Below are 20,039 nucleotides of genomic sequence, written 5' to 3'. Positions count from 1 at the left end.
AGCGTGAAGAGAAAATCCATGGCAGTATTGTTGGCATTGTCGCTCGGGCTGACGAGCGCGATGGCTTGGGCAGAAGCCAAGATCGGTTTCGTCAATTCGGAGCGTCTGATGCGTGAGGCGCCACCGGCCGTGGCGGCGCAGAAGCGGCTGGAAAAGGAATTCGAGCCGCGCGATCGGGAATTGAAACGCATGGCCGACGAGCTGCAGGCGCTGCAGCAGGAACTGGAGCGCAAGGGCGCGTCGATGAACGAGGGCGAGCGCAACCGCAAGGAGCGGGCTTTTGCCGAGTTGAGCCGCGATTTTCAGCGCAAGCAGCGTGAATTTCGTGAGGATCTCAATCAGCGGCGCAACGAGGAGCTCGCCCGCGTGCTCGACCAGGCCAACAAGGCGATCAAGAAAGTCGCAGAAGACGGTAAGTACGATCTCGTGCTGCAGGATGCGGTCTACGCGAGTCCGCGCATCGACATCACCGACCAGGTCATCAAGGTGCTCGAATCGGGTAATCTGTGATGACGATGGTTACGCTGGGGGATCTCGCCACGCGGTTTGGCGTCGAAATTCGGGGGGATCCCTCTATCGAGCTGCGCCGTGTCGCCTCACTCGAATCGGCACGGCCTGGGGACCTCACCTTCGTGGCGCAGCCGAAGTATCTCGCGCGCCTGCCACAGTGCCGCGCGAGTGCCGTGATCGTCTCGCCGAAATTCGCCGATCGCGCACCGTCCCATCTGGCGCTGGTGCTCGCGGCCGATCCTTATCTGCTCTATGCCAAGGCGGCGCAGTGGCTGCACCCGGAACCCGAGGTCGTGCCGGGGGTGCATCCCAGCGCGGTGGTGCTGGGCGAGGTCGATCCGAGCTGCACCATCGGACCGAACGCGGTGGTGGAGGCCGGGGCACGGATCGGTGCACGTACCGTGATCGGCGCGGGCAGCGTGATCGGCGCGAATTCTAGCGTCGGGTCCGATTGCCGCATCGCCGCCAACGTCACGATCTACCCGGGCTGTGTGATCGGTGCGCGGGTACGCATCCATTCGGGAGCGGTGATCGGCGCCGACGGTTTCGGCTTCGCCTGGGACGGCGAGGAAGAGCGCTGGGTGAAGATCCCGCAGATCGGCCGAGTGCTGATCGGCGACGACGTGGAAATCGGGGCGAATACCTCGATCGACCGCGGCGCGCTCGAAGACACCGTGATCGAGGATGGGGTCATCCTCGACAACCAGATCCAGATCGGACACAACTGCCACGTCGGGGCGTACACCGCCATGGCCGGTTGCGTCGGCGTGGGCGGCAGCACCCGCATCGGGCGCCGTTGCCGTCTGGGCGGGCAGGTCGGTATCGCCGGGCACGTGGAGATCTGCGACGACGTGACCATCATGGCCGGCTCCGGCGTGATGAAGTCCATTACCAAGCCCGGCGTCTACGGCGCTGGCATCCCGCTACAGCCCTACGAGGAGTGGCGGCGCAACTTCGCCTACTTGCGCCATCTCGACGCCATGGCCGAGCGCATTCGCCGCCTCGAGAAGCGTCTGGCCGAACTCGCCGACGAAGACTGATCCTCGCTTTCCCCGATTTTTTGCCGCGAGCCCTGCGACATGATGAACATCGAACAGATCCTGCAGTATCTGCCGCACCGCTATCCATTCCTCCTGGTCGACCGCGTGCTCGAGATGGAGGTGGGCAAACGCATCCTGGCGTTGAAAAACGTCACCATCAACGAGCCCTTCTTCCCGGGGCATTTCCCGCACGCGCCGGTGATGCCGGGCGTGCTGATTCTGGAGGCGCTCGCACAGGCTGCAGCCGTGCTCTCCTTCGAGACCATGGGCACGCGCCCCAATGCCGATTCCATCGTCTATTTTGCCGGTATCGACGAGGCGCGGTTCCGCCGTCCGGTGGTGCCGGGGGATCAGCTTCTGTTGGAGGTGGAATTGCTGCGCAACGTGCGCGGCATCTCGAAGTATTCGGCCACGGCCCGCGTCGGCGAGGAGATCGCGGCCCAGGCGCAGCTCATGTGCGCCCTGAAAGGCTTGAAATGAGCGCGGTCGAAATCCATCCCAGCGCGATCGTCGCTCCCGGCGCCGAGTTCGCCGAGGGGGTGAAGATCGGCCCCTACTGCGTGATCGGCCCGCACGTGAAGATCGGGGCGCGCACGAGGATCGAGGCGCACTGTGTGCTCGAAGGGCACACCACGCTGGGGGAGGACAACCACGTCTTTCCTTTCTGCTCCCTGGGGCAGGTGCCGCAGGACATGAAGTACGCGGGAGAACCCACGCGGCTGTCGATCGGGCACCGTAACACCATTCGCGAATACTGCTCCTTCAACGTCGGCACGGTGCAGGGCGGGGGTGAGACGCGCGTGGGGGACGACAACTGGATCATGGCCTACGTGCACGTGGCACACGACTGCGTCGTGGGCAATCACACGATTTTCGCCAACAACGCCACGCTCGCGGGCCACGTCGTGGTGGGGGACTGGGCGATCCTCGGCGGCTTTACCGGCGTGCACCAATTCGTTCGCGTGGGGGCGCACAGCTTCTGCGGGGTGGGCACAGTGCTGTTGCAAGACCTTCCGCCCTACGTGACGGTGGCGGGCAATCCGGCCGCGCCGCATGGCATCAATGCCGAGGGCTTGCGTCGGCGGGGGTTTTCGCCCGAGGCGATCGCCGCCATCCGGCGCGCTTACAAACTCCTCTATCGCAGCGGCTTGACGCTCGCCGAGGCGCGCGAGCGCATCGCCGAACTCGCCGCCGAGCAGCCGGAGGTGGAGCCGCTCGTCGATTTTCTCGCGCAACCGGGCCGTGGCATCGTCCGCTGAGAGGACCTCGGTCGCGCTTGTGGCCGGAGAGGCTTCGGGCGACCTCCTGGGAGGGCTGCTCCTCGAGGGACTGCGTCCGGCGCTGCCCGAGACGCGTTTCTGGGGCGTGGGCGGCGAGGCGATGCGTACCCAAGGGTTCGAGGCGCGCTGGTCCTACGAGCCGCTGGCGGTGCATGGCTTCGTCGACGCGCTCAGGCGCTATCCGCAGCTCGTGCGTTTTCGCCGCGAACTGGCGCGCGCGTTCGAGTCGCCGCCGGTGGATCTCTTCATCGGGATCGACGCACCGGATTTCAACCTGGGGCTGGAGGCGCGGCTCAAACGTGCCGGTATCGGCACGGTGCATTTCGTCAGCCCTTCGATCTGGGCCTGGCGCCGTGGGCGATTGAAAACGATCGCCCGCGCGGTCGACCTGATGCTGTGCCTTTTTCCGTTCGAACCGCCGCTCTATGCCGAAACCGGGGTCGAGGCGTGTTTCGTCGGCCATCCGCTCGCCGATCGGCTGCCGCTCGTGCCGGACCAGGCGGAAGCCCGGACCGCGCTGGGAATCGCGCTGCAGGCGCCGGTGCTGGCGCTCCTTCCGGGTAGCCGCGAGGGGGAGTTGCGGCACCTCTTGCCCGTCTTCCTCGCCGCCGCGGCGCGCCTGCGCCAAGCCCTGCCGGAGCTGGTCTTGCTCTTGCCCACGGCGAATGCCTTGGGTGATACCCTAGTCGCCGCCGCCTTGGCCGAGGCGCCCGAGCTCGAGGCCCGTGTGCTGCCGCGGCGGGCGCACGAGGCGATGACGGCGGCCGACGTCGTGCTACTCGCCAGTGGCACGGCCGCGCTGGAGGCGGCGCTCCTCAAGCGCCCGATGGTGATCGCCTATCGCATGAATCCCTGGCAATACCGCCTGCTGCGGCGCATGGCCTATTTGCCGTGGGTGGGTTTGCCCAACATCCTGCTGCGTGAGACGGTGGTACCCGAGTTGCTGCAGGACAAGGCGAATCCCGCCGATCTGGCCTCGGCGGTGTTGCGCTGGTTCGAAGACGCACCAGCGCGCGAGCGGCTCACCGAGCGTTTCACCGAATTGCACCTCATGCTGCGCCAAGACACCGCCCGTCGCGCACGCGAGGCGATCCTGGCGCGGTTCGGGCAGAGATTCGGGGGAAGATAGACGATGGCGGGTTACCTCTGTGGCGTGGACGAGGCGGGGCGCGGACCGCTCGCCGGGCCGGTGGTGGCCGCGGCGGTGATCCTCCCGCCCGGAGCCTCGCTGTCGGGCTTGAACGATTCGAAGAAACTGAGCCCGAGCCGGCGCGAACGGCTCGCGGCGGAAATTCGCGCCAGCGCACTTGCCTGGGCGGTGGCCGAGGCGTCGGCCTCCGAGATCGATGAATGGAACATCCTGCGGGCGACGCTGCGGGCGATGGCGCGCGCCGTGGCGGCATTGCCCCTGGTGCCGGACGAAGTGCTGGTCGACGGCAACCGGGCGCCGGAGCTGGAGGTGCCGGTACGCACGATCATCGGTGGTGACGCGCTCGAGCCGGCCATCATGGCGGCCTCGATCCTGGCGAAGACGCACCGCGATGCGCGGCTCGTGGCGCTGGATCGCCGTTATCCCGGGTATGGATTCGCCCGGCACAAAGGGTACGGCACCGCCGCGCATCTGGCGGGCTCGCGCGCCTCGGGCCTTGTCCCGAGCATCGCCGCAGTTTCGCCCCGGTGCGCGCGGCGGCCAACGGAAGCGAACGATGAGCACCTGGCAGGAGATCCGCTCGCGCGACAATCCCCAAGTGCGCGCGATCCGGCGCTGGTTGAACGAATCGTCCTTTCGCAAGCGCGAGCCATGGATCGTGCTCGAAGGCGATCACCTGCTCACCGCGGCGCTGCAGGCCGGCTGGATGCCGGAGGCGGTGTTCATCGAGGAAGGTCGGGAAGCGCGTTTCGCGGCCGTGCTCGAGGCACTGCCGCCCGCGTGCGCTCGCATTCGTGTCGCTTCCCCGGTTTTTCGCACGCTTGCCGCCACCGAGACGCCCGCTGGCATCGTGGCGCGGTTCGCGCGCCGTACGCTGGTGCTCGCGCCGCAGGAGCTCGCCGGGCGCGATCTCGTGCTGCTCGACGGGGTGCAGGAGCCGGGCAACGTCGGCGCGATCCTGCGCACCGCCGCTGCCGCGGGCGTGGGTGCGGTGCTGCTTGGGCCGGGTTGCGCCGATCCTTGGGCGCCCAAAGTGCTGCGTGCGGCGATGGGCGCGCACTTCGTGCTGCCGTTCGCGCAGATCGACGATCCCGCTCCCTGGTTCGCCACGCGCCGCGGCCGGGTTTTCGCCACGGCGCTCGCCGAGAAGGCCGTGCCGCTCTACACGCTCGATCTGAGGGCGCCGGCGCTGTGGCTCTTCGGTACGGAGGGCGCTGGCGTGCGCCCCGAGTGGTTGGCCATGGCGGACGCCTGCGTGCGCATCCCCATGCCAGGGGCGATGGAGTCGCTCAACGTCGCCGCGGCAGCGGCGGTGTGTCTGTTCGAGGCGGTGCGGCAACGCAACGGCAGGGGAATTCACGTATGATTCTTTGGTCGGAGTCGAGAAGTTGGCATTCCTGATCCCTGCCGAGTGGGAGGAACGATCCATGAATCTCTCCGAGCTCATTTTCGAGCACGCGAAACGTTTGCCACCCCAATTGCAACAGGAGACGCTTGATTTCATTTCCTGGATCGAACGGCGTCATGGAATATACGTCAGCAACCCAGCTCGAGCTGCAGCGCAGCGAACAGAATCGTTTCTGGCAAAAATAGCGGGTTGCCTGGGAGAGGATTTCCCCGATGACATCGATGATGCCGATCTCGGCGTTGATGTGCCGCGTGAGTCCTTGGAATGACGGGCTATCTTTTGGATACGAACGTCTGGATTGCCTTGTTGAAGAATCATCGCGAGGTGCGGGAAAACGTTCGTCGCATCGGCGTCGACGCACTCTATCTCTGTGCTCCCGTGTGGGCCGAATTATGGTACGGTGCCTGCAAGAGTGGTCGGGTCGCCGAGAATCAGCAACGGTTGCGGGAATTGGCCGCCTATGTTCGAGGTTTGCCATTCGACGACAGGGCTGCCGAACATTGTGGCGAGATTCGGGCTTTTTTGGCTCGCCAAGGAACTCCGATCGGTCCTTATGACTTACAAATCGCTGCCATTGCCCGATCTGCTGGTTTACGGCTGGTCACGCGCAACGTCGGCGAATTTTCCCGCGTGCCTGGTTTGATCGTAGAAAATTGGCAAGATGACATTTGAGAAGGCTTGGTGCCGCTCTGCTACAGTAGGAGACGATGCATGCTGCTCGTGATCTCCCCGGCCAAAGCGATGGACTTCGATACGCCCGCTCCCGTGGCGGAGACGACGCTGCCCGATTTCCTCGATCGGGCGCAGGGGTTGGTCGAGCGGTTGCGGCGGCTGACTCCGGCCGAGTTGCAGTCGCTCATGGACTTGTCGGACAAGCTCGCGGCCCTGAACGTGGGGCGCTACGCAGCCTGGTCGCCCGAGCATGCGCCCGCAGAGGCGAAAGCGGCGCTCTTCGCCTATGCGGGCGACGTCTACGAGGGGTTGGACGCGGTGAGCCTGCCTGCGGCGGCGATCGCCTGGCTGCAGGAGAATCTGCGCATCCTCTCCGGCCTCTACGGCGTGCTGCGGCCGCTCGATCGCATCCTGCCGCACCGCCTGGAGATGGGAACGCGGCTGGAGAATCCGCTCGGGCGCGATCTCTACGCCTATTGGCGGGAGGCGGTGACGGCAAGTCTGCGGCGCCTGCTCGAGGCGCAGGCGGCGGCCGGGCGCGAGCCGGTGTTGGTCAACCTCGCCTCCGAGGAATACTTCAAGGTGGTGGACGTGGCGGCGCTGGACGCACGGGTGGTGAGTCCCGTGTTCGAGGACTGGAAGGGCGGGCGTTTCAAGATCATCAGCTTCTACGCCAAGCGCGCCCGCGGGCTGATGGTGCGCCATGCGGCCCTGAAACGGGCGGAGACGGTGGAAGAACTGCTCGACTTCTCGCTCGAGGGCTATGCCTACGATCCGGCGGCTTCGAATCCGGATCGGCCGGTGTTCCGGCGCAAGGCGGCTTAGGGGAGGCGCTGAAGAAATGAGCGAGCGGGATGAAGCGCAAGGCGGAAGGTAGCGCAGCGACCGAGACATATCGAGTGGATAGGCGAGGGAGCGAGCACCGCGCAACGCAGCGATTCGCCCGCGCAGCCAATGATTCAGCGTTTCCTAGGGCAGGAGTTCGAGCACGGTATCCAGCCCCTGCACCATGCTGATGACGTTGACGTGGGGCAGGATGCGGGGCTTGGGTCGCCAGGCGAGCCGGGTGCCGGCGAGGGCGAGCATGGCGAGGTCGTTGGCCCCGTCGCCGGCGGCGAGGATCTCGCGCCGGGTCGCACCCAGCCGTGCGGCGGCGGCGCGCAGGATGCCGGCCTTGGCGGCGGCGTCGATCACGGGGCCGACGAGCCGGCCGGTGAGGAGGCCGTCTTTCGTTTCGAGCACGTTGGCGTGCTGTTCGTCGAAACCGAGCTCGCGCGCGAGGCGCTCGGTGAAGAAGGTGAATCCGCCGGAGACGAGCACGCAGTAACAGCCGTTGGCTTTGAGCGCCGCCACGAGCCGCGCCGCGCCGGGGTTGAGGCGTACCCGTTCGCGGTAGAGTTCTTCCAGCTGCGCCACCGGGATGCCGGCCAGCAGCGCCACTCGGGCGTGCAGTGCTTCGCGGAAATCGAGCTCACCCTGCATGGCCGCTTCGGTGATGCGGGCGACCTCGGGTTTGAGGCCGGCCAGATCGGCGATCTCGTCGATGCACTCGATGGCGATGAGCGTCGAGTCCATGTCGGTGACGAAGAGCCGAAGTGCCCGCCAGTTCGGGGCGACGTCCTCGTCGATCCAGGCCCAGTCGGCGCCGATCGCGCAGAGTTCGCGGTCGAGCTCGGCGCGACGCTCCGGCAGGGCGAGCGAGAGGTAGGTTCCTTGCGGGTGCGCGGCCAGGGAGTGCCGCGCCAGCCACTGGTGCGCCGCCGGGGCGGCGAGCAGGCGCAATTGTGGCATCAGCGCCCTCGCTGGGGCAGCACGTCGCGCAGCACCGCATTCGCCGAGCGCAGGATGGCGGCGGTGGTATCCCAGTCGATGCACGGGTCGGTGATCGAGCAACCGTACTTGAGTTGCGAGGGCGGTGCGGGGAAGGGTTGGTTACCCGCTTCGAGGAAACTCTCGAGCATCACGCCGACGATGGAGGTGTTGCCCTCGCGGATCTGGTGCACCACGTCTTTCAACACCAGCGGCTGGAATTCGGGTTTCTTCCAGGAATTGGCGTGCGAGCAGTCGACGACGAGGTTCAGCGGCAGCCCCGCCTTGGCGAGCGCCTGCTCGGCGAGCGACACCGAGACCGAGTCGTAGTTGGGGCGTCCGCCGCCGCCGCGCAGCACGAGGTGGCCGTGGCGGTTTCCCCGGGTGCGCACGATGGCGGTGCGGCCCTCTTCGTCGATGCCGAGAAAAGCGTGGGGGCGCGAGGCCGAGACGATGGCATTGACGGCTACGTCCAGGCTGCCGTCGGTGGCGTTCTTGAATCCGACCGGGGTGGAGAGGCCGGAAGCCATCTCGCGGTGCGTTTGCGATTCGACCGTGCGCGCCCCGATCGCCGTCCAGGAGATGAGGTCGCCGTAGTATTGCGGTGCGATGGGGTCGAGCGCTTCGGTGGCCGCCGGCAGGCCCAGCTCATTGACGGCGAGCAGGAATTCGCGGGCGCGTGCCATGCCCACGTCGATGCGGAAACTGTCGTCGAGGAAAGGATCGTTGATGTAGCCTTTCCAGCCGGTGGCGGTGCGCGGTTTCTCGAAATAGACCCGCATCACCAATACCATGGTCTCGGCCACTTCCCGGGCGAGCGCAGCGAGCCGCTTGGCGTAGTCGAGGCCGGCGACGGGGTCGTGGATGGAGCAGGGGCCGACGACGACGAAGAGCCGCGGATCTCGCCGCTCGAGGATGTCGACGAGGGTCTGGCGCGCCTGCGCCACCGTGCCTGCGGCGCGCTCGCCCAGAGGGTGCTGCGCCTTGATCTCGGCCGGCGAGGGCATGGGATCGAAGCGCTCGATGTTGGTGTTTTCCAGCAGTGGGTTGCTCATGGGTCCGTGCGTCCTGCCAAAAAGGGAATTATACGGTTTCGGTCGCCCGCGGAGCGAGCACGCGGGCGACGAGCTCGCGCACCGCGCGCACGCGCGAGTCTACGTCGGCGGTGGGGCGGGTCTGCACCAGCCGGTCGGGTCCGACCATCTTGACACTGCGATCGTGTTGGATGAGCGCGACCACCTTGGCCGGATCGACGGGGGCGTCCGGCGAGAATTGCACGCTGAGGCTTTTTTCGCTCGCATCGACCTTGGCGACGCCGCAGGGGGCAAGCGCGATCCGCAGGCGGTGGGTGGCCACCAGCGTGCGCGTCTGCGGCGGCAGCGGCCCGAAGCGGTCGACGAGCTCTTCGGTGAGCTCTTGCAGCGCCGCGTCGCTGTCGGCGTCGGCGAGCCGTTTGTAGAGCTCGAGCCGCACGCTCACGTCCGGGCAATAGTCGTCGGGTAGCAGCGCCGGGGCGTGCAGGTTGATCTCGGCCACGGTGCGGAAGGGGCGGGTGAGATCGCCCGGCTCCTGTCCGCTCTTGAGCCGGCGCACGGCTTCTTCCAGCATGCGGCTGTAGAGGGAGAACCCCACGCGCTGGATCTCGCCCGATTGCTCTTCCCCGAGGACTTCGCCCGCGCCGCGGATCTCCAGGTCGTGCATCGCCAGATAGAAGCCCGAGCCGAGATCTTCGAGCTGGGCGATGGCTTCGAGCCGCTTCTGCGCCTGGGCGCTGGGTTTGACGTGTGGGTCGGTGAGGAGATAGGCGTAGGCTTGATGGTGGCTGCGTCCGACCCGTCCGCGTAATTGGTGCAGCTGGGCGAGCCCGAAACGGTCGGCGCGGTCGATCAGGATGGTGTTGGCCGTGGGGATGTCGATGCCGGTCTCGATGATGGTGGTGCACAGCAGCAGGTTCGCGCGCTGGTGCGTGAAGTCGCGCATGACGCGCTCGAGTTCGCGCTCGGACATTTGGCCGTGGCCGACGACGATGCGCGCCATCGGCAGCAGGCGCTCGAGTTCTTCGCGCACGTTCTCGATCGTACGCACTTCGTTATGCACGAAATACACCTGCCCGCCGCGCTTGAATTCGCGCAGCACCGCCTCGCGGATGAGCCCCTCGGAGCGGGGGGCGACGAAGGTCTTCACCGCCAGACGCTTCTGGGGGGCGGTGGCGATGACGGAGAAGTCGCGCAGCCCCTCGAGCGCCATGCCCAGCGTGCGCGGGATGGGGGTGGCGGTGAGGGTGAGCACGTCGACTTCCTGACGCAGTTTCTTGAGCGCCTCTTTCTGCCGCACGCCGAAGCGGTGCTCCTCGTCGATGATCACCAGCCCCAGGCGGGCGAAGCGCACATCGGGCTGCAGCAAGCGGTGCGTGCCGATGGCGATGTCGATGCGCCCTTCGGCCAATCCCGCCAGGGCCTCTTTCTGCTCCTTGCTCGAGCGCAGGCGCGAGAGTTCGGCGATGCGCACCGGCCAGTCGGCGAAGCGGTCGGAAAAGGTCTGGAAGTGCTGCTCGGCAAGGAGCGTCGTGGGGGTGAGGATCACCACCTGTTTGCCGCTCGCCACGGCGGCGAAGGCGGCGCGCAGCGCCACCTCGGTCTTGCCGAAGCCGACGTCGCCGCACACGAGCCGATCCATGGGTTTGCCGGAGCGCATGTCGGCGAGCACGGCGTCGATCGCCGCCTGCTGGTCCGGCGTGGTCTCGAAGGGGAATCCGGCACAGAAATCCTCGTAGTCGCGTTCGTCGAATCTGAAGGCGATGCCGGGACGCGCGGCGCGCTGGGCGTAGAGCGCGAGCAGCTCGGCGGCGGTGTCCCGCGCCTGTTCGGCGGCCTTGCGTTTGGCCTTTTCCCATTGGCCGGAGCCGAGGCGGTGCAGCTCGACGTGCTCGGGGTCGGCGCCGAGATAGCGCGACACGAGGTGCAATTGGGCCACGGGTACGTAGAGCTTGTCGCCGCCGGCGTATTCGAGCTGGAGGAATTCGCCCTCGTCCGCTCCCAGCGGCATGCGCACGAGCCCCAGGTAGCGACCGATGCCGTGCTCTTCATGCACCACCGGCGCGCCGGGCGTGAGTTCGGAGAGATCCTTGATCCAGCCTTCGGGCGTGGTGGCTTTGCTCGTCTGGCGCCGGCTGCGGGGTTTGGCGCCGGTGGCGAAGAGCTCGCCCTCGCCATAGACGAGGAGCCGCGCGGCAGGGAGTGCAAACCCGCGCTCGAGCGGTCCGACGGTGAGCGCGAGCGGGGCTTCGCCGGCGAGGAAGGCTTGCCAATGTTCGACGAGCGCCGGCTCCAATCCGGCCTCGCGCAGCCGCTCGAGCAGCGTTTCGCGTCGTCCCGGCGTCTGGACGACCAGGAGCACCCGTTCGCCCGCCGCAGCGGCGGCATGCACCGCTTGCTCCAGCGCCGCAAGGGGCTGGGGTGCGCGCGCGTCGATCGCCGCCGGCGGCGGAGTGCGAGATTCTTCGGACTCGGCCCCGTCGCCGCGCAGCTCGAATCGCGGCACCGCTTTCAAGGCGGTGTAGAACCCTTCGGCATCGAGAAAGAGGGAAGACGGCGGCAGGATGGGACGGCTGCGGTCCCCGCCCAGCAGCCGATGGCGCGCTTCCAGTTCCTGCCAGAAAGATTCGATCGCCGCCGGGCAGTCGCCGTGGAGCAGCCAGGTCGCTTCCGCGCCAACGTAGTCGAAGAGCGTGGCCGTCTCGTCGAAAAAGAGGGGTAGGTAGTACTCGATGCCGGCGGGCCATACGCCCTGGCTGACGTCCTTGTAGAGCATGGCGCGGCTCGGGTCGCCTTCGAAGGTCTCGCGGAAACGCCGACGGAAGGTGGTGCGACCCTCTTCATCGGTGGGGAATTCGCGCGCCGGCAGCAGCTCCACTTCGGGCACGGGGTAGAGGGTGCGCTGGGAGTCGGGGTCGAAGGTCTTGATGCGCTCGATTTCTTCGTCGAAGAGCTCGATGCGGTAGGGGAGCGACGCGCCCATGGGGAAGAGATCGACGATGCCACCGCGCACGGCGAATTCGCCCGGACGCAGCACCTGGGCGACCGGCTCGTAACCTGCCAAGGCCAGCTGCCGGCGCAGCCCCTCGAGCTCGAGGGCCGCGCCCTGCCTGAGTGAGAAAGTGTGTGCGGCGATGAAGGCGGGAGGAGGAAGGCGACCGAGCGCCGTGGCCGCGGCGACGAAGACGAGGTCGAGCGTGCCTTGGGTGAAGGCGTAGAGGGTGGCGATGCGTTCGGAGACGAGATCCTGGTGCGGCGAGAAGGGATCGTAGGGGAGCGTCTCCCAGTCGGGAAAGAGTCGCGTCCGCAGCTGCGGGGCGAAGAAACGCACTTCTTCGGCGAGGCGCTGCGCGTCCAGGGGCGAGGCGGTGACTACCACCAGCGGCCGGCGCCGGCTCGCGAGTTCGGCGACGAGGAGCGCATCGGCACTGCCGGCGAGGCAAGGGATACGGAAGGTTTGGCCGGCTTGCGGCCAACGCAGCCGCTCGAGCACGGGAAGGAGCGTTTGGGTCATGCGGGAATTTTGGGAAGTGGAATCGGGGCAAAAGAAGGTAGAGGGCGGAATTCTAACCCGCCGGCACGGTCTGGGTCGAAGGAGTGTGCGGCAGGTGACGCTCGAACCACTCGCAGGTGAGTGCGATCGCCTCCAGCCACGGCCCTTTGGGCGGTGGGGGAGGCAAGCGTTCCCAGCGTTTGGGTGCTCCGATATGGGGCCATGCGGCAGTGTTCGGTTTGTCGTCGTCGGCAGAGGAGGTCATGAGCAAGATTGGCGTAGTCAAGCTGACGAGGGGCGCTGCGCCCGCCAGATCGATTCTTCCCAGGGGACAAGAGAGGGCGTAAAAAGTTTGGTCTTCACGCGCCGCGAGACGGATCGACACGGCGGCTGCGGTGCGCCAGCCCACCGCAGCCAGAGGCAGGTTGCCACGAAACGGTTGATGGTGCAGCCATTCGAGCACGGTGGCGGCGCGCTCGCCGAGGTCGTTGACGTGCCAGGCGATCTCTTCGGCATCGGCGCATTCGTTGGGGGTGAGCAGGCAAACGGTCAGTGTGCCGAACCCTCGTGCCGTGAGTGCTTGCGCCAATGCCTGGCTTTGGGCAGCATCGTTTCCGGTCTCGAGGATGAGGACGAAGGCACGTGTCGATTCGGGGAGTGCGAACGAGACGTCGATCCACGAGCGCTCGCCGACTTTGAGCCGCAGCGCTTGGACGCAGAATGCCCAGGTGGCGCGATTTTCTCGCTGCCCTGCAGCCGTTCGCGATGGTCGCTCGCGGTACCCGTCGTTCCCTGCGGGGGATGGCGATCCCATGTCAGGGGCATCGGGTGCTTCTGTGCGAGAAGGAGACGGGGATGTCATGCCAGGCTCCCTCACCCGGCGCCGAGTACGATGGGGATGCGCCGGTTGCCGAAGTGCCCCGGGGCGCGAGCGAAACGCCCCTCGATCTCCCGGCCGCAAGCGGGACAGTGCCCCTCGGGCGTGAGCGCGTAGCGGGTGATGACGTAGCCGTCGCGCTCGATCAGCCGGGTACCGCAGTCGGGGCAGTAGGTCGTCGAACCCTCGCGATCACGGACGTTGCCGGTATAGACGTAGGCGAGCCCTTCTTCGCGGGCGATGGCCCGCGCCCGCACCAGGGTCTGCGGCGGGGTGGGTGGACGATCGAGCATCTTGAAGGCGGGGAAGAAGGCGGTGAAGTGCAGCGGAACGGTGGTTTTGAGCTCGTCGCGCACCCAGCGCGACAAGGCCCGAATCTCGTTTTCGCTATCGTTGAGGCCGGGGATGAGGAGCGTGGTGATCTCGACCCAGACGTCGGTGTGGTGCACGAGGTAACGCAAGGTATCGAGCACCGGCTGGAGTTTGCCGCCACAGTAGCGGAAATAGAATTCCTCGGTAAACCCTTTGAGATCGACGTTGGCCGCATCCATCACGGCGAAGAATTCCTCCCGGGCGCCGGGTTCGATGTAGCCGTTGGTCACGGCCACCGTATAGAGTTGGTGCTTGCGGGCGAGTTCGGCACAGTCGATCGCGTATTCGGCAAAGATGATCGGATCGTTGTAGGTGAAGGCGAGTCCCTGGGCGCCGTAGGCGAGCGCCGCTGCCACGATGGCCTCGGGCGTGCCGGAGTCGTCCAGCCTGGCGTCGAGCTCCTTGGCCGCCGAAATCGACCAGTTCTGGCAGTATTTGCAGGCGAGGTTGCAGCCGGCCGTGCCGAAGGAGAGTACCGCCGTGCCGGGGTAGAAGTGATTGAGCGGTTTCTTCTCGATGGGGTCGATGCAGAAGCCGCTCGATCGGCCGTAGGTGGTGAGCACCATCTGGCCGCCGAGGTTGGCGCGCACGAGGCAAGCGCCGTGCTGTCCCTCACGCAGTTTGCAGCGGCGCGGGCACAGGATGCATTCGAGGCGCCCGTCGGGCAGCGGACGGTAGAAACGGGCAGGGGCGTTCATTGCACGGCTCCGGCGGGCAAGGGTTCTTTCCATTTGGCCACCGTGTAGCGTGCGGCCATGAGGTTGCGCGCGGGGCGGCGCGGGTCGAGCCCCGCTTTGAGCTTGAGGGCGGCGAGAAAATGGTGCGGATTGGGGATCTCTTCCCACACTTGGGGCAGAAAGGTGGCCGAATTGCACCCCGAGAAAATCATCAGACCGTCGATGCCCGGCCGAAGTTGCGCCAACAGATCTTCCTCGTCACGGAATTCGAGGAATTCGAGCGGCGAGAGCAGCGACACCTCGATGCGGATGAGGGGCAGCTCGTCGGCCGTGACAGGAGGAAAGCGAGGATCGCGTGTGGCGGCGGCGATCGCATTCTCGGCGACGTCTTGGCGCAGCGGTCGCTGAGCGCGCACCGAGCCGATGCAGCCCCGCAGTTCTCCTTCTTCGGTGAGCGTGACGAAGGTGGCACCGGGTTCGTCGAGCCGCGGATCTTCCGGCCGGGGCAGGCGACGACCGGTGAGATGCTCGGTGATGGCGGCACGGGCATGGGCGAGCAGCACCTGCCCGAGCCGCTCGTCGACCTCAATGGATGGCTTCGGCTCCATGGCGAACCTCCTCGGTGAAGGCGATGCTGGTGTAGCCGACGACCCGGTCCCGGTCGCCAAAAGTGTCGCCGCTGTTGCAATAGGCAATGACATGGGGTTGGAGCTGGCGACGCCGGGCGGCGAGCAGCAACCCGTCGATGGCGATCGCTCCACAGGCATCATCCGGCGTGATCGTCGCATCGCCCTGTAGGATGCGCTCGATCGTGGCCTGATCGAGGGCACGCGCCTCGTCGTAAGGGTGGTAGTGCGAAAGGTCGGAGCTCACGAGGATGAGCGTCTCGGGCCCGTCCCAGAGCGCCTCCATCACGCGGGCGACATGGGCCGGGTCGGTCCAGCCGACGACGAAGGGAACCAGGGTGAAACTCGGTAAAATGCTCTGCAGGAAGGGGAGCTGCACTTCCAGGCTGTGCTCGAGCTCGTGGGCCCGATCCGAGACTTCCACCTGCGGCAATTTCAAGGCTTCGTTCCATGCGTGCATGTCGAGAGGAACGTCGCCGAGCGGTGTGCGAAACGCGCTCGCCTGCGGTAGCGCCAATCCGAGCAGGGGAACGCGATGCGCCGGGCCGAAGAGCACGACGCGCCGGATGCGCGATGCAAAAGGGGTGAGCTGGTTGTAGCCGCTGGCGGCGACGATTCCCGAATAATCGTAGCCGGCGTGCGGCACGATCAGGGCTTTTGGCGCTGCCGGCAGCGAGGCAGGCGTGGCGCGGGCAAAGTGTGCGGCTAGCGTCGCTTGCAGACTGCGCGCCGAAGCGGGGTAGAAGAGCCCGCTCACGGCGGGGGGACGAATGGTTCGTGCAGCCATGATGTTGGTCCTGCGTGGTACGGCAAAGGAACGAAGGTGGTTCGTACTAGCGGATTCTTTACCGGCTCATTATAGTTCGCGCGGCAAAGGGGGGCGGAAAAAGTGCAAAAGGAAGGATCATGCGGGTGACGGCCATCGTGCCGGCGGCCGGAGTGGGGCGGCGCAGCGGTTTGGCTTTGCCCAAACAATACGCCGATCTCGCCGGGCGGCCGCTCTTGTGGTACACGCTCGCACGCTTGGCCGAACCCGAATGGATCGACCGCGTGCTCGTGGCGCTGGCGGTCGACGATGCCCACTGGCGCTGCTACGATTGGTCGGATCTGGGGCCCAAGATCGAGCCGCTCTTCTGCGGCGGCCCCACGCGCAGTGCGACCGTGGGCAATGCCTTGCGCGTGCTCTCCGCCCGCGGGGCGAGGTCCGACGACTGGGTGATGGTGCACGATGCGGCGCGCCCCTGCCTGCGCGGGGAATACCTGACGCAATTGGCCGAGGTGCTGGGGTGCGACGAGGTGGGTGGTCTCCTCGCCGTGCCGGTCGCCGATACCGTCAAGCGCGCCGATGCCCGCGGCCGTGTTGCTGCGACCGTGCCGCGTGAAGGGTTGTGGCTCGCCCAGACGCCGCAGATGTTCCGCTTCGCCGTATTGCGCATGGCGCTCGAACGCCATCCCGAAGTGACGGACGAGGCGAGCGCCGTGGAGGCGATGGGTTTGGCGCCGAAACTGGTGGAGGGCGATCCGATGAACCTGAAGGTGACGCGGCCGGGCGATCTGGCGCTCGCCGCGGCGATCCTGAGGCTGCAGGAGGAAGCATGATCCGAGTGGGGTTGGGGTTCGACGTGCACGCCTTGGTGCCGGGCAGGCGCTGCGTGATCGGTGGGGTAGAGATCGTCCACGCCGAGGGCTTGCTCGGGCATTCGGACGCCGACGTGCTGCTGCACGCGGTCACCGATGCGGTGCTGGGCGCGGCGGGCTTGGGCGACATCGGCTCGTGGTTTCCCGACAGCGATGCGCGCCATGCCGGCGCCGACAGCCGGGAGCTGCTCGCGCAGGCCTGGGCGGCGGTGCGGGCGGCGGGATGGCGTCTGGGCAACCTCGACGCCGTGGTGATCTGCCGTCGGCCGCGCATCGCCCCTTGGGTGCCGCAGATGAAGGCGACGATCGCCGGCTTGCTCGATGCCCCGCCGGCCGCGATCCAGGTGAAGGGCAAGACCACCGAGGGGCTCGGTTTCACCGGCCGCGGCGAGGGGGTGGCGGCACAGGTGGTGGTTTTGCTCGAAGGCGAGGGGGGCCGTGCCTGACGACGTACGGCTTTTCTACGCACTGTGGCCTCCGCGAACCTGGGCGCAGGCGTGGTACGAAGCGACGCGCCGTTGGGCGCGAGGGCGAAGGGGCGTGAAAGTCGTGCCGCCCGAACGGCTGCATCTGACGCTCGTTTTTCTCGGGGAGGTGCCGCGTGAGCGCCTGGGTGCCTTTCTCGCACTGGGCGCGGCGATGGGCGCTCCGCCGGACGAACCGCTCGTGCTCGAGCGTTTCGAGTGTTGGGCGAAACCCAGGGTGGCGTGCTTGAGCGGCCCGCCGCCGCAAGGCGCATGGGCGCGTTTCGTCGAGCGTCTGACCCGGGAATCGCGCGCTTTGGGTGCAAAGGTGGAACATCGGCCGTTTCGCCCGCACGTGACGCTCGCGCGAAAAGTAAGCCCCGAAGCATTCGACGCCTCGGGGCTTGGCGTGTGCTTGCCGATCCATTGGCCCGCCGCCGGTTTTCGCCTGATCCGCTCCGAATCGGGGCCAGAGGGACTGCGCTATCTGACGGCGGGCGAATTTTCCTGAACCGGCTCGATGCGGCTCATGCGGGCGGCAGTAGCGCCTCGGCGGCCTTCTCGGCGATGGTCTTGTCGTCGGCCTTGGTGTAGTCCTTCTCCACGTCGCGCACCAGGATCTTGCGCGTGGGCTCGTCGAGGTGCTCCTTGACCATCGCCAGGAAGTTCGCCGGACCCATCAGGATGATTTGCTCGAGTTGATGCTCAAGGCGAGCCTCCCGCAGCCGGCGTGCGATATCGATTGCAAAGCGAGCTGCTTCCACTTTCTTGGGTGGAATGGGGGGTTCACCCGTGTGCGGTGGCTTGTCGCTACCCGTTCCGGGAAAAGGAAGGTTGTCGGTGATCAATTCGCGGGTGGGCAGGCGGCTTTCGGGGTGTTCGTGGGTCTCGATGAGCTGCACACCGGACTTGAAGCCGAGGAATTCGTAGAACTTGGCCACGCTCGCATTGGCGACGAGAACCCAGGTTTTTTTCATGTTTCGGCTCCTTTTTATGGTATATGAATCTAACGGTGCGTGTGCGGGACGATGTCCTCCTTGGTTAGGTTAGGCGGTTTCGCGGTAAAAGTCCAGGGTGCCTCGACCAACCTGCTGCGCGGTAGCATGATGGCTTTCTCTGATGCCGGATACTCGCTTGGCTTGCCTATCCAGATGGAGCGTCGCATCTTGCGCTTCGAGTGCCTTGCCAGGTAAGCGTGCGCGAGGGGTTTTTCGCATTGCCTTCCACGCCAGAGAGGGGTCAGGGGGATCGCGTCGTGTGCGGGCCATGGTGGGGCTCTGTCGGATGGAGAGGGATAATCCCATAGACCTCGCACAGGGCGGCGAAAAGGGCCGGATCCCAGGCGGCGAGCGCCTCCGGTTGAGCGAAGAAAGTCTCCGTCGCCACGGGAAAGAATTCTTCCGGCCCTTCTTCGGCATAGGGGTCGAGCGGAGGGGACTTTCCGGTATCGAGCTCGTCTTGCAGCCGCCGCAGCGCGTCTTCCATCACCCGTTCCCAGCGGGCGCGCGGCAGGGAGGGCGGCAGGAGCGGCACGCCGTCGAGCGCCCCGTCGGCGAGGTCCAAACGGTGGGCGAATTCGTGCAGCACCACCTGCATCCCTTCCGCTTCGCCCGCGCCCCAGCTCACGATGACCGGGCCGCCTTCCCAGGTTTCGCCGTAGAGTTCGTCGTCGAATTCATGCACCAGCCCGATCTCGTCGGCGAGGTGGCGGCGCACGCGAAAGGGTTCGGGATAGACGATGACCCCGACGAAGTCGTCGTAGATGCCCAAGCCCGTGCGGTGGGCCACCAGCGCGGCCTGCCAGGCGATGCTGCCGGCGATCAGGTCGGTGATGGGTAGCCCGTGCGCCCCGTAGAAGGTCTTGGTGGCGAGGAAACGGGCGGCGAGGCGACGTACCCGCTCGTGCGCCGTCGGAGGGATGTTGCGTAAAAAAGGGAGAGTGTTCTCGACTGCGTTCCAGAAAGTCTCGTCCGGTTCGGCATGTTCCCGGCGCGAACGCCAGAGGCGGCGCAAGGCATCGATCCAGGCAGGCATGGTCAAGCCCTTTCGTTCCGGCTCTGCGGTACGCGTACCCGACCCGTGGCGAGCAGGATCCCTGCGAGGATGGCGACGATCCCCACGGCGTGATACCACGCCGGCCGCTCGCCGAGAAAAATGAAAGCAAAGAGCGGCGTGAGTGCGGGCATCAGATGCAGGAAGAGGCTGCCGATACCGGGACCGACCACCGCCACGCCGGCGTTGTAGCACACCATGCCGAGAAAGCCCGGAAAGATGCCGACATAGACGATGGCGAGCAGCGGTTCGAGGTGCCAGCGCAGCGGCGGACCATTGCGCCATTCCCACAGTCCGAAAGGCAACAGCACGAGGATGCCCACGGCGATGAACACCGCCAGCTGTGCCATGGGATCGATCTCCGTCGGCCGGCGGTGCAGCGCCACGGTATAGACGCCCCACACCGCCACGGCGCCCAGCATCCACAGGTCGCCGCGGTTGAACGACAGCGAGGCGAGCACGCCCCAGTGCCCTTGGGCGACGATGGTGAGCACACCGGCGAGCGAGACCAGCACGCCCAGCATCTGCCGACGCGTGAGGCGATGCCCGAGCACGGCGGCGGCGAGCAGCATCGTCGCCACCGGCGTGAAGGAATTGAGCATCGCCGCGTTGGTTGCGCTCGTGTGCCGTAGCGCCAGGTAGGCGAATGTGTTATAACATCCTACTCCCAGAATCCCCAGAAGCGCCAGGATCGCCCAATGCCGGCGTACCGCCGCCCATTGTCGCCGCAGCGGCGGCAATGCCCAGGGCAGAGCCAGGAGGAAGGCAACGATCCAGCGGCCCAACGCGAGCGTCACGGGGGGAACCTCGTCGCGGATCGCTCGTCCGACGATCATGTTGCTCGACCAGAAGGCTACGGCGAGGGTAAGCAAGAGGTAGGGATGGGCAACGGCAAAAGAGGGCGCGCGGCGCTCGCGCATCGAAATCTCCCCGCTTA

The 20,039-nt window shown here is 66.6% G+C and carries 22 protein-coding genes and 1 pseudogene; 13 read left to right on the top strand and 10 right to left on the bottom strand.

Annotation, left to right across the window (positions count from 1 at the left end):
• Nucleotides 1–18: 18 nt before the first annotated feature.
• From GV368_RS04255 to yaaA, 10 genes and pseudogenes are all read left to right on the top strand, one after another.
• Nucleotides 19–510: an OmpH family outer membrane protein gene (locus tag GV368_RS04255; protein WP_194240891.1), complete on the top strand. Its 492-nt coding sequence runs from the start codon at nt 19–21 to the stop codon at nt 508–510.
• Nucleotides 510–1,550 carry a UDP-3-O-(3-hydroxymyristoyl)glucosamine N-acyltransferase gene (gene lpxD, locus GV368_RS04250; protein WP_206673271.1) on the top strand — a complete coding sequence of 347 codons (1,041 nt, stop codon included), beginning with the start codon at nt 510–512 and terminating at the stop codon, nt 1,548–1,550. The genes GV368_RS04255 and lpxD overlap by 1 nt, the downstream gene beginning before the upstream one ends.
• Nucleotides 1,551–1,592: 42 nt before the next feature.
• Nucleotides 1,593–2,030 (top strand): 3-hydroxyacyl-ACP dehydratase FabZ, encoded by a 438-nt coding sequence (gene fabZ, locus GV368_RS04245; RefSeq protein ID WP_028874423.1) that lies wholly within the window; start codon nt 1,593–1,595, stop codon nt 2,028–2,030.
• Nucleotides 2,027–2,809, top strand: a complete 783-nt coding sequence (lpxA, locus tag GV368_RS04240) for an acyl-ACP--UDP-N-acetylglucosamine O-acyltransferase (RefSeq protein ID WP_142808736.1) — start codon at nt 2,027–2,029, stop codon at nt 2,807–2,809. The genes fabZ and lpxA overlap by 4 nt, the downstream gene beginning before the upstream one ends.
• On the top strand, nt 2,793–3,959 hold the full coding sequence (lpxB, locus tag GV368_RS04235) for a lipid-A-disaccharide synthase (RefSeq protein WP_169115612.1): 1,167 nt from the start codon (nt 2,793–2,795) through the stop codon (nt 3,957–3,959). The genes lpxA and lpxB overlap by 17 nt, the downstream gene beginning before the upstream one ends.
• 3 nt (nt 3,960–3,962) lie before the next feature.
• Nucleotides 3,963–4,540, top strand: a pseudogene (gene rnhB, locus GV368_RS11735) (ribonuclease HII).
• Nucleotides 4,537–5,346 carry a TrmH family RNA methyltransferase gene (locus GV368_RS04225; protein ID WP_169115611.1) on the top strand — a complete coding sequence of 270 codons (810 nt, stop codon included), beginning with the start codon at nt 4,537–4,539 and terminating at the stop codon, nt 5,344–5,346. The pseudogene rnhB and the gene GV368_RS04225 overlap by 4 nt, the downstream one beginning before the upstream one ends.
• A 61-nt stretch (nt 5,347–5,407) precedes the next feature.
• On the top strand, nt 5,408–5,656 hold the full coding sequence (locus GV368_RS04220) for a DUF2281 domain-containing protein (protein ID WP_142808744.1): 249 nt from the start codon (nt 5,408–5,410) through the stop codon (nt 5,654–5,656).
• Nucleotides 5,653–6,060 carry a type II toxin-antitoxin system VapC family toxin gene (locus GV368_RS04215; protein WP_142808746.1) on the top strand — a complete coding sequence of 136 codons (408 nt, stop codon included), beginning with the start codon at nt 5,653–5,655 and terminating at the stop codon, nt 6,058–6,060. Before GV368_RS04220 ends, GV368_RS04215 begins: the two co-directional genes overlap by 4 nt.
• 39 nt (nt 6,061–6,099) lie before the next feature.
• Complete coding sequence (gene yaaA, locus GV368_RS04210; protein ID WP_169115610.1) at nt 6,100–6,885, top strand: peroxide stress protein YaaA; 786 nt, start codon at nt 6,100–6,102, stop codon at nt 6,883–6,885.
• A 144-nt stretch (nt 6,886–7,029) separates the two neighbouring features.
• Here the strand turns inward: yaaA and serB are convergent, their stop codons facing one another.
• From serB to amrB, 7 genes are read right to left on the bottom strand one after another with little or no spacing between them, the layout of a single operon-like run.
• A complete protein-coding gene (serB, locus tag GV368_RS04205) occupies nt 7,030–7,851 on the bottom strand; it encodes a phosphoserine phosphatase SerB (RefSeq protein ID WP_169115609.1) in 822 nt (273 codons plus the stop codon).
• Nucleotides 7,851–8,924 (bottom strand): 3-deoxy-7-phosphoheptulonate synthase, encoded by a 1,074-nt coding sequence (locus GV368_RS04200; protein ID WP_169115608.1) that lies wholly within the window; start codon nt 8,922–8,924, stop codon nt 7,851–7,853. Before GV368_RS04200 ends, serB begins: the two co-directional genes overlap by 1 nt.
• A 28-nt stretch (nt 8,925–8,952) precedes the next feature.
• Nucleotides 8,953–12,417: a transcription-repair coupling factor gene (gene mfd, locus GV368_RS04195; protein WP_169115607.1), complete on the bottom strand. Its 3,465-nt coding sequence runs from the start codon at nt 12,415–12,417 to the stop codon at nt 8,953–8,955.
• Between the two features lie 52 nt (nt 12,418–12,469).
• Nucleotides 12,470–13,210 (bottom strand): dienelactone hydrolase family protein, encoded by a 741-nt coding sequence (locus tag GV368_RS04190; protein ID WP_169115606.1) that lies wholly within the window; start codon nt 13,208–13,210, stop codon nt 12,470–12,472.
• Nucleotides 13,211–13,269: 59 nt separating this feature from the next.
• Nucleotides 13,270–14,343, bottom strand: a complete 1,074-nt coding sequence (amrS, locus tag GV368_RS04185) for an AmmeMemoRadiSam system radical SAM enzyme (RefSeq protein ID WP_169115605.1) — start codon at nt 14,341–14,343, stop codon at nt 13,270–13,272.
• Nucleotides 14,340–14,930, bottom strand: coding sequence for an AmmeMemoRadiSam system protein A (gene amrA, locus GV368_RS04180; RefSeq protein ID WP_142803472.1), 591 nt, complete (start codon nt 14,928–14,930; stop codon nt 14,340–14,342). The genes amrS and amrA overlap by 4 nt, the downstream gene beginning before the upstream one ends.
• Nucleotides 14,908–15,735, bottom strand: a complete 828-nt coding sequence (gene amrB, locus GV368_RS04175; RefSeq protein WP_142803471.1) for an AmmeMemoRadiSam system protein B — start codon at nt 15,733–15,735, stop codon at nt 14,908–14,910. The genes amrA and amrB overlap by 23 nt, the downstream gene beginning before the upstream one ends.
• Nucleotides 15,736–15,854: 119 nt before the next feature.
• On the opposite strand from amrB, the gene ispD reads away from it, so the two are divergent.
• Genes ispD through thpR form a run of 3 tightly spaced genes read left to right on the top strand, consistent with a single transcriptional unit; the run spans nt 15,855 to nt 17,561 of the window.
• Nucleotides 15,855–16,547, top strand: a complete 693-nt coding sequence (gene ispD, locus GV368_RS04170; RefSeq protein ID WP_142803470.1) for a 2-C-methyl-D-erythritol 4-phosphate cytidylyltransferase — start codon at nt 15,855–15,857, stop codon at nt 16,545–16,547.
• Nucleotides 16,544–17,032, top strand: a complete 489-nt coding sequence (gene ispF / locus GV368_RS04165) for a 2-C-methyl-D-erythritol 2,4-cyclodiphosphate synthase (RefSeq protein WP_169115604.1) — start codon at nt 16,544–16,546, stop codon at nt 17,030–17,032. Before ispD ends, ispF begins: the two co-directional genes overlap by 4 nt.
• Nucleotides 17,025–17,561 (top strand): RNA 2',3'-cyclic phosphodiesterase, encoded by a 537-nt coding sequence (gene thpR, locus GV368_RS04160; RefSeq protein WP_169115603.1) that lies wholly within the window; start codon nt 17,025–17,027, stop codon nt 17,559–17,561. Before ispF ends, thpR begins: the two co-directional genes overlap by 8 nt.
• A 16-nt stretch (nt 17,562–17,577) precedes the next feature.
• Here thpR and GV368_RS04155 read toward each other — a convergent pair whose 3' ends face one another.
• The 3 genes from GV368_RS04155 to GV368_RS04145 form a co-directional block, all read right to left on the bottom strand.
• Complete coding sequence (locus tag GV368_RS04155) at nt 17,578–18,027, bottom strand: host attachment protein (protein ID WP_169115602.1); 450 nt, start codon at nt 18,025–18,027, stop codon at nt 17,578–17,580.
• 262 nt (nt 18,028–18,289) lie between these two features.
• Entirely contained in the window at nt 18,290–19,084 is a 795-nt protein-coding gene (locus tag GV368_RS04150; protein ID WP_169115601.1) for a M90 family metallopeptidase, read from the bottom strand.
• A 2-nt stretch (nt 19,085–19,086) separates the two neighbouring features.
• Nucleotides 19,087–20,022 (bottom strand): DMT family transporter, encoded by a 936-nt coding sequence (locus tag GV368_RS04145; RefSeq protein ID WP_142803465.1) that lies wholly within the window; start codon nt 20,020–20,022, stop codon nt 19,087–19,089.
• Between the last annotated feature and the right edge of the window lie 17 nt (nt 20,023–20,039).

The organism is Tepidiphilus baoligensis (genome assembly GCF_012911495.1).
Lineage (GTDB): Bacteria > Pseudomonadota > Gammaproteobacteria > Burkholderiales > Rhodocyclaceae > Tepidiphilus > Tepidiphilus olei.
Note: the sequence above shows the minus strand (reverse complement) of the source record. Positions and strands in the feature narration are given on the sequence as shown.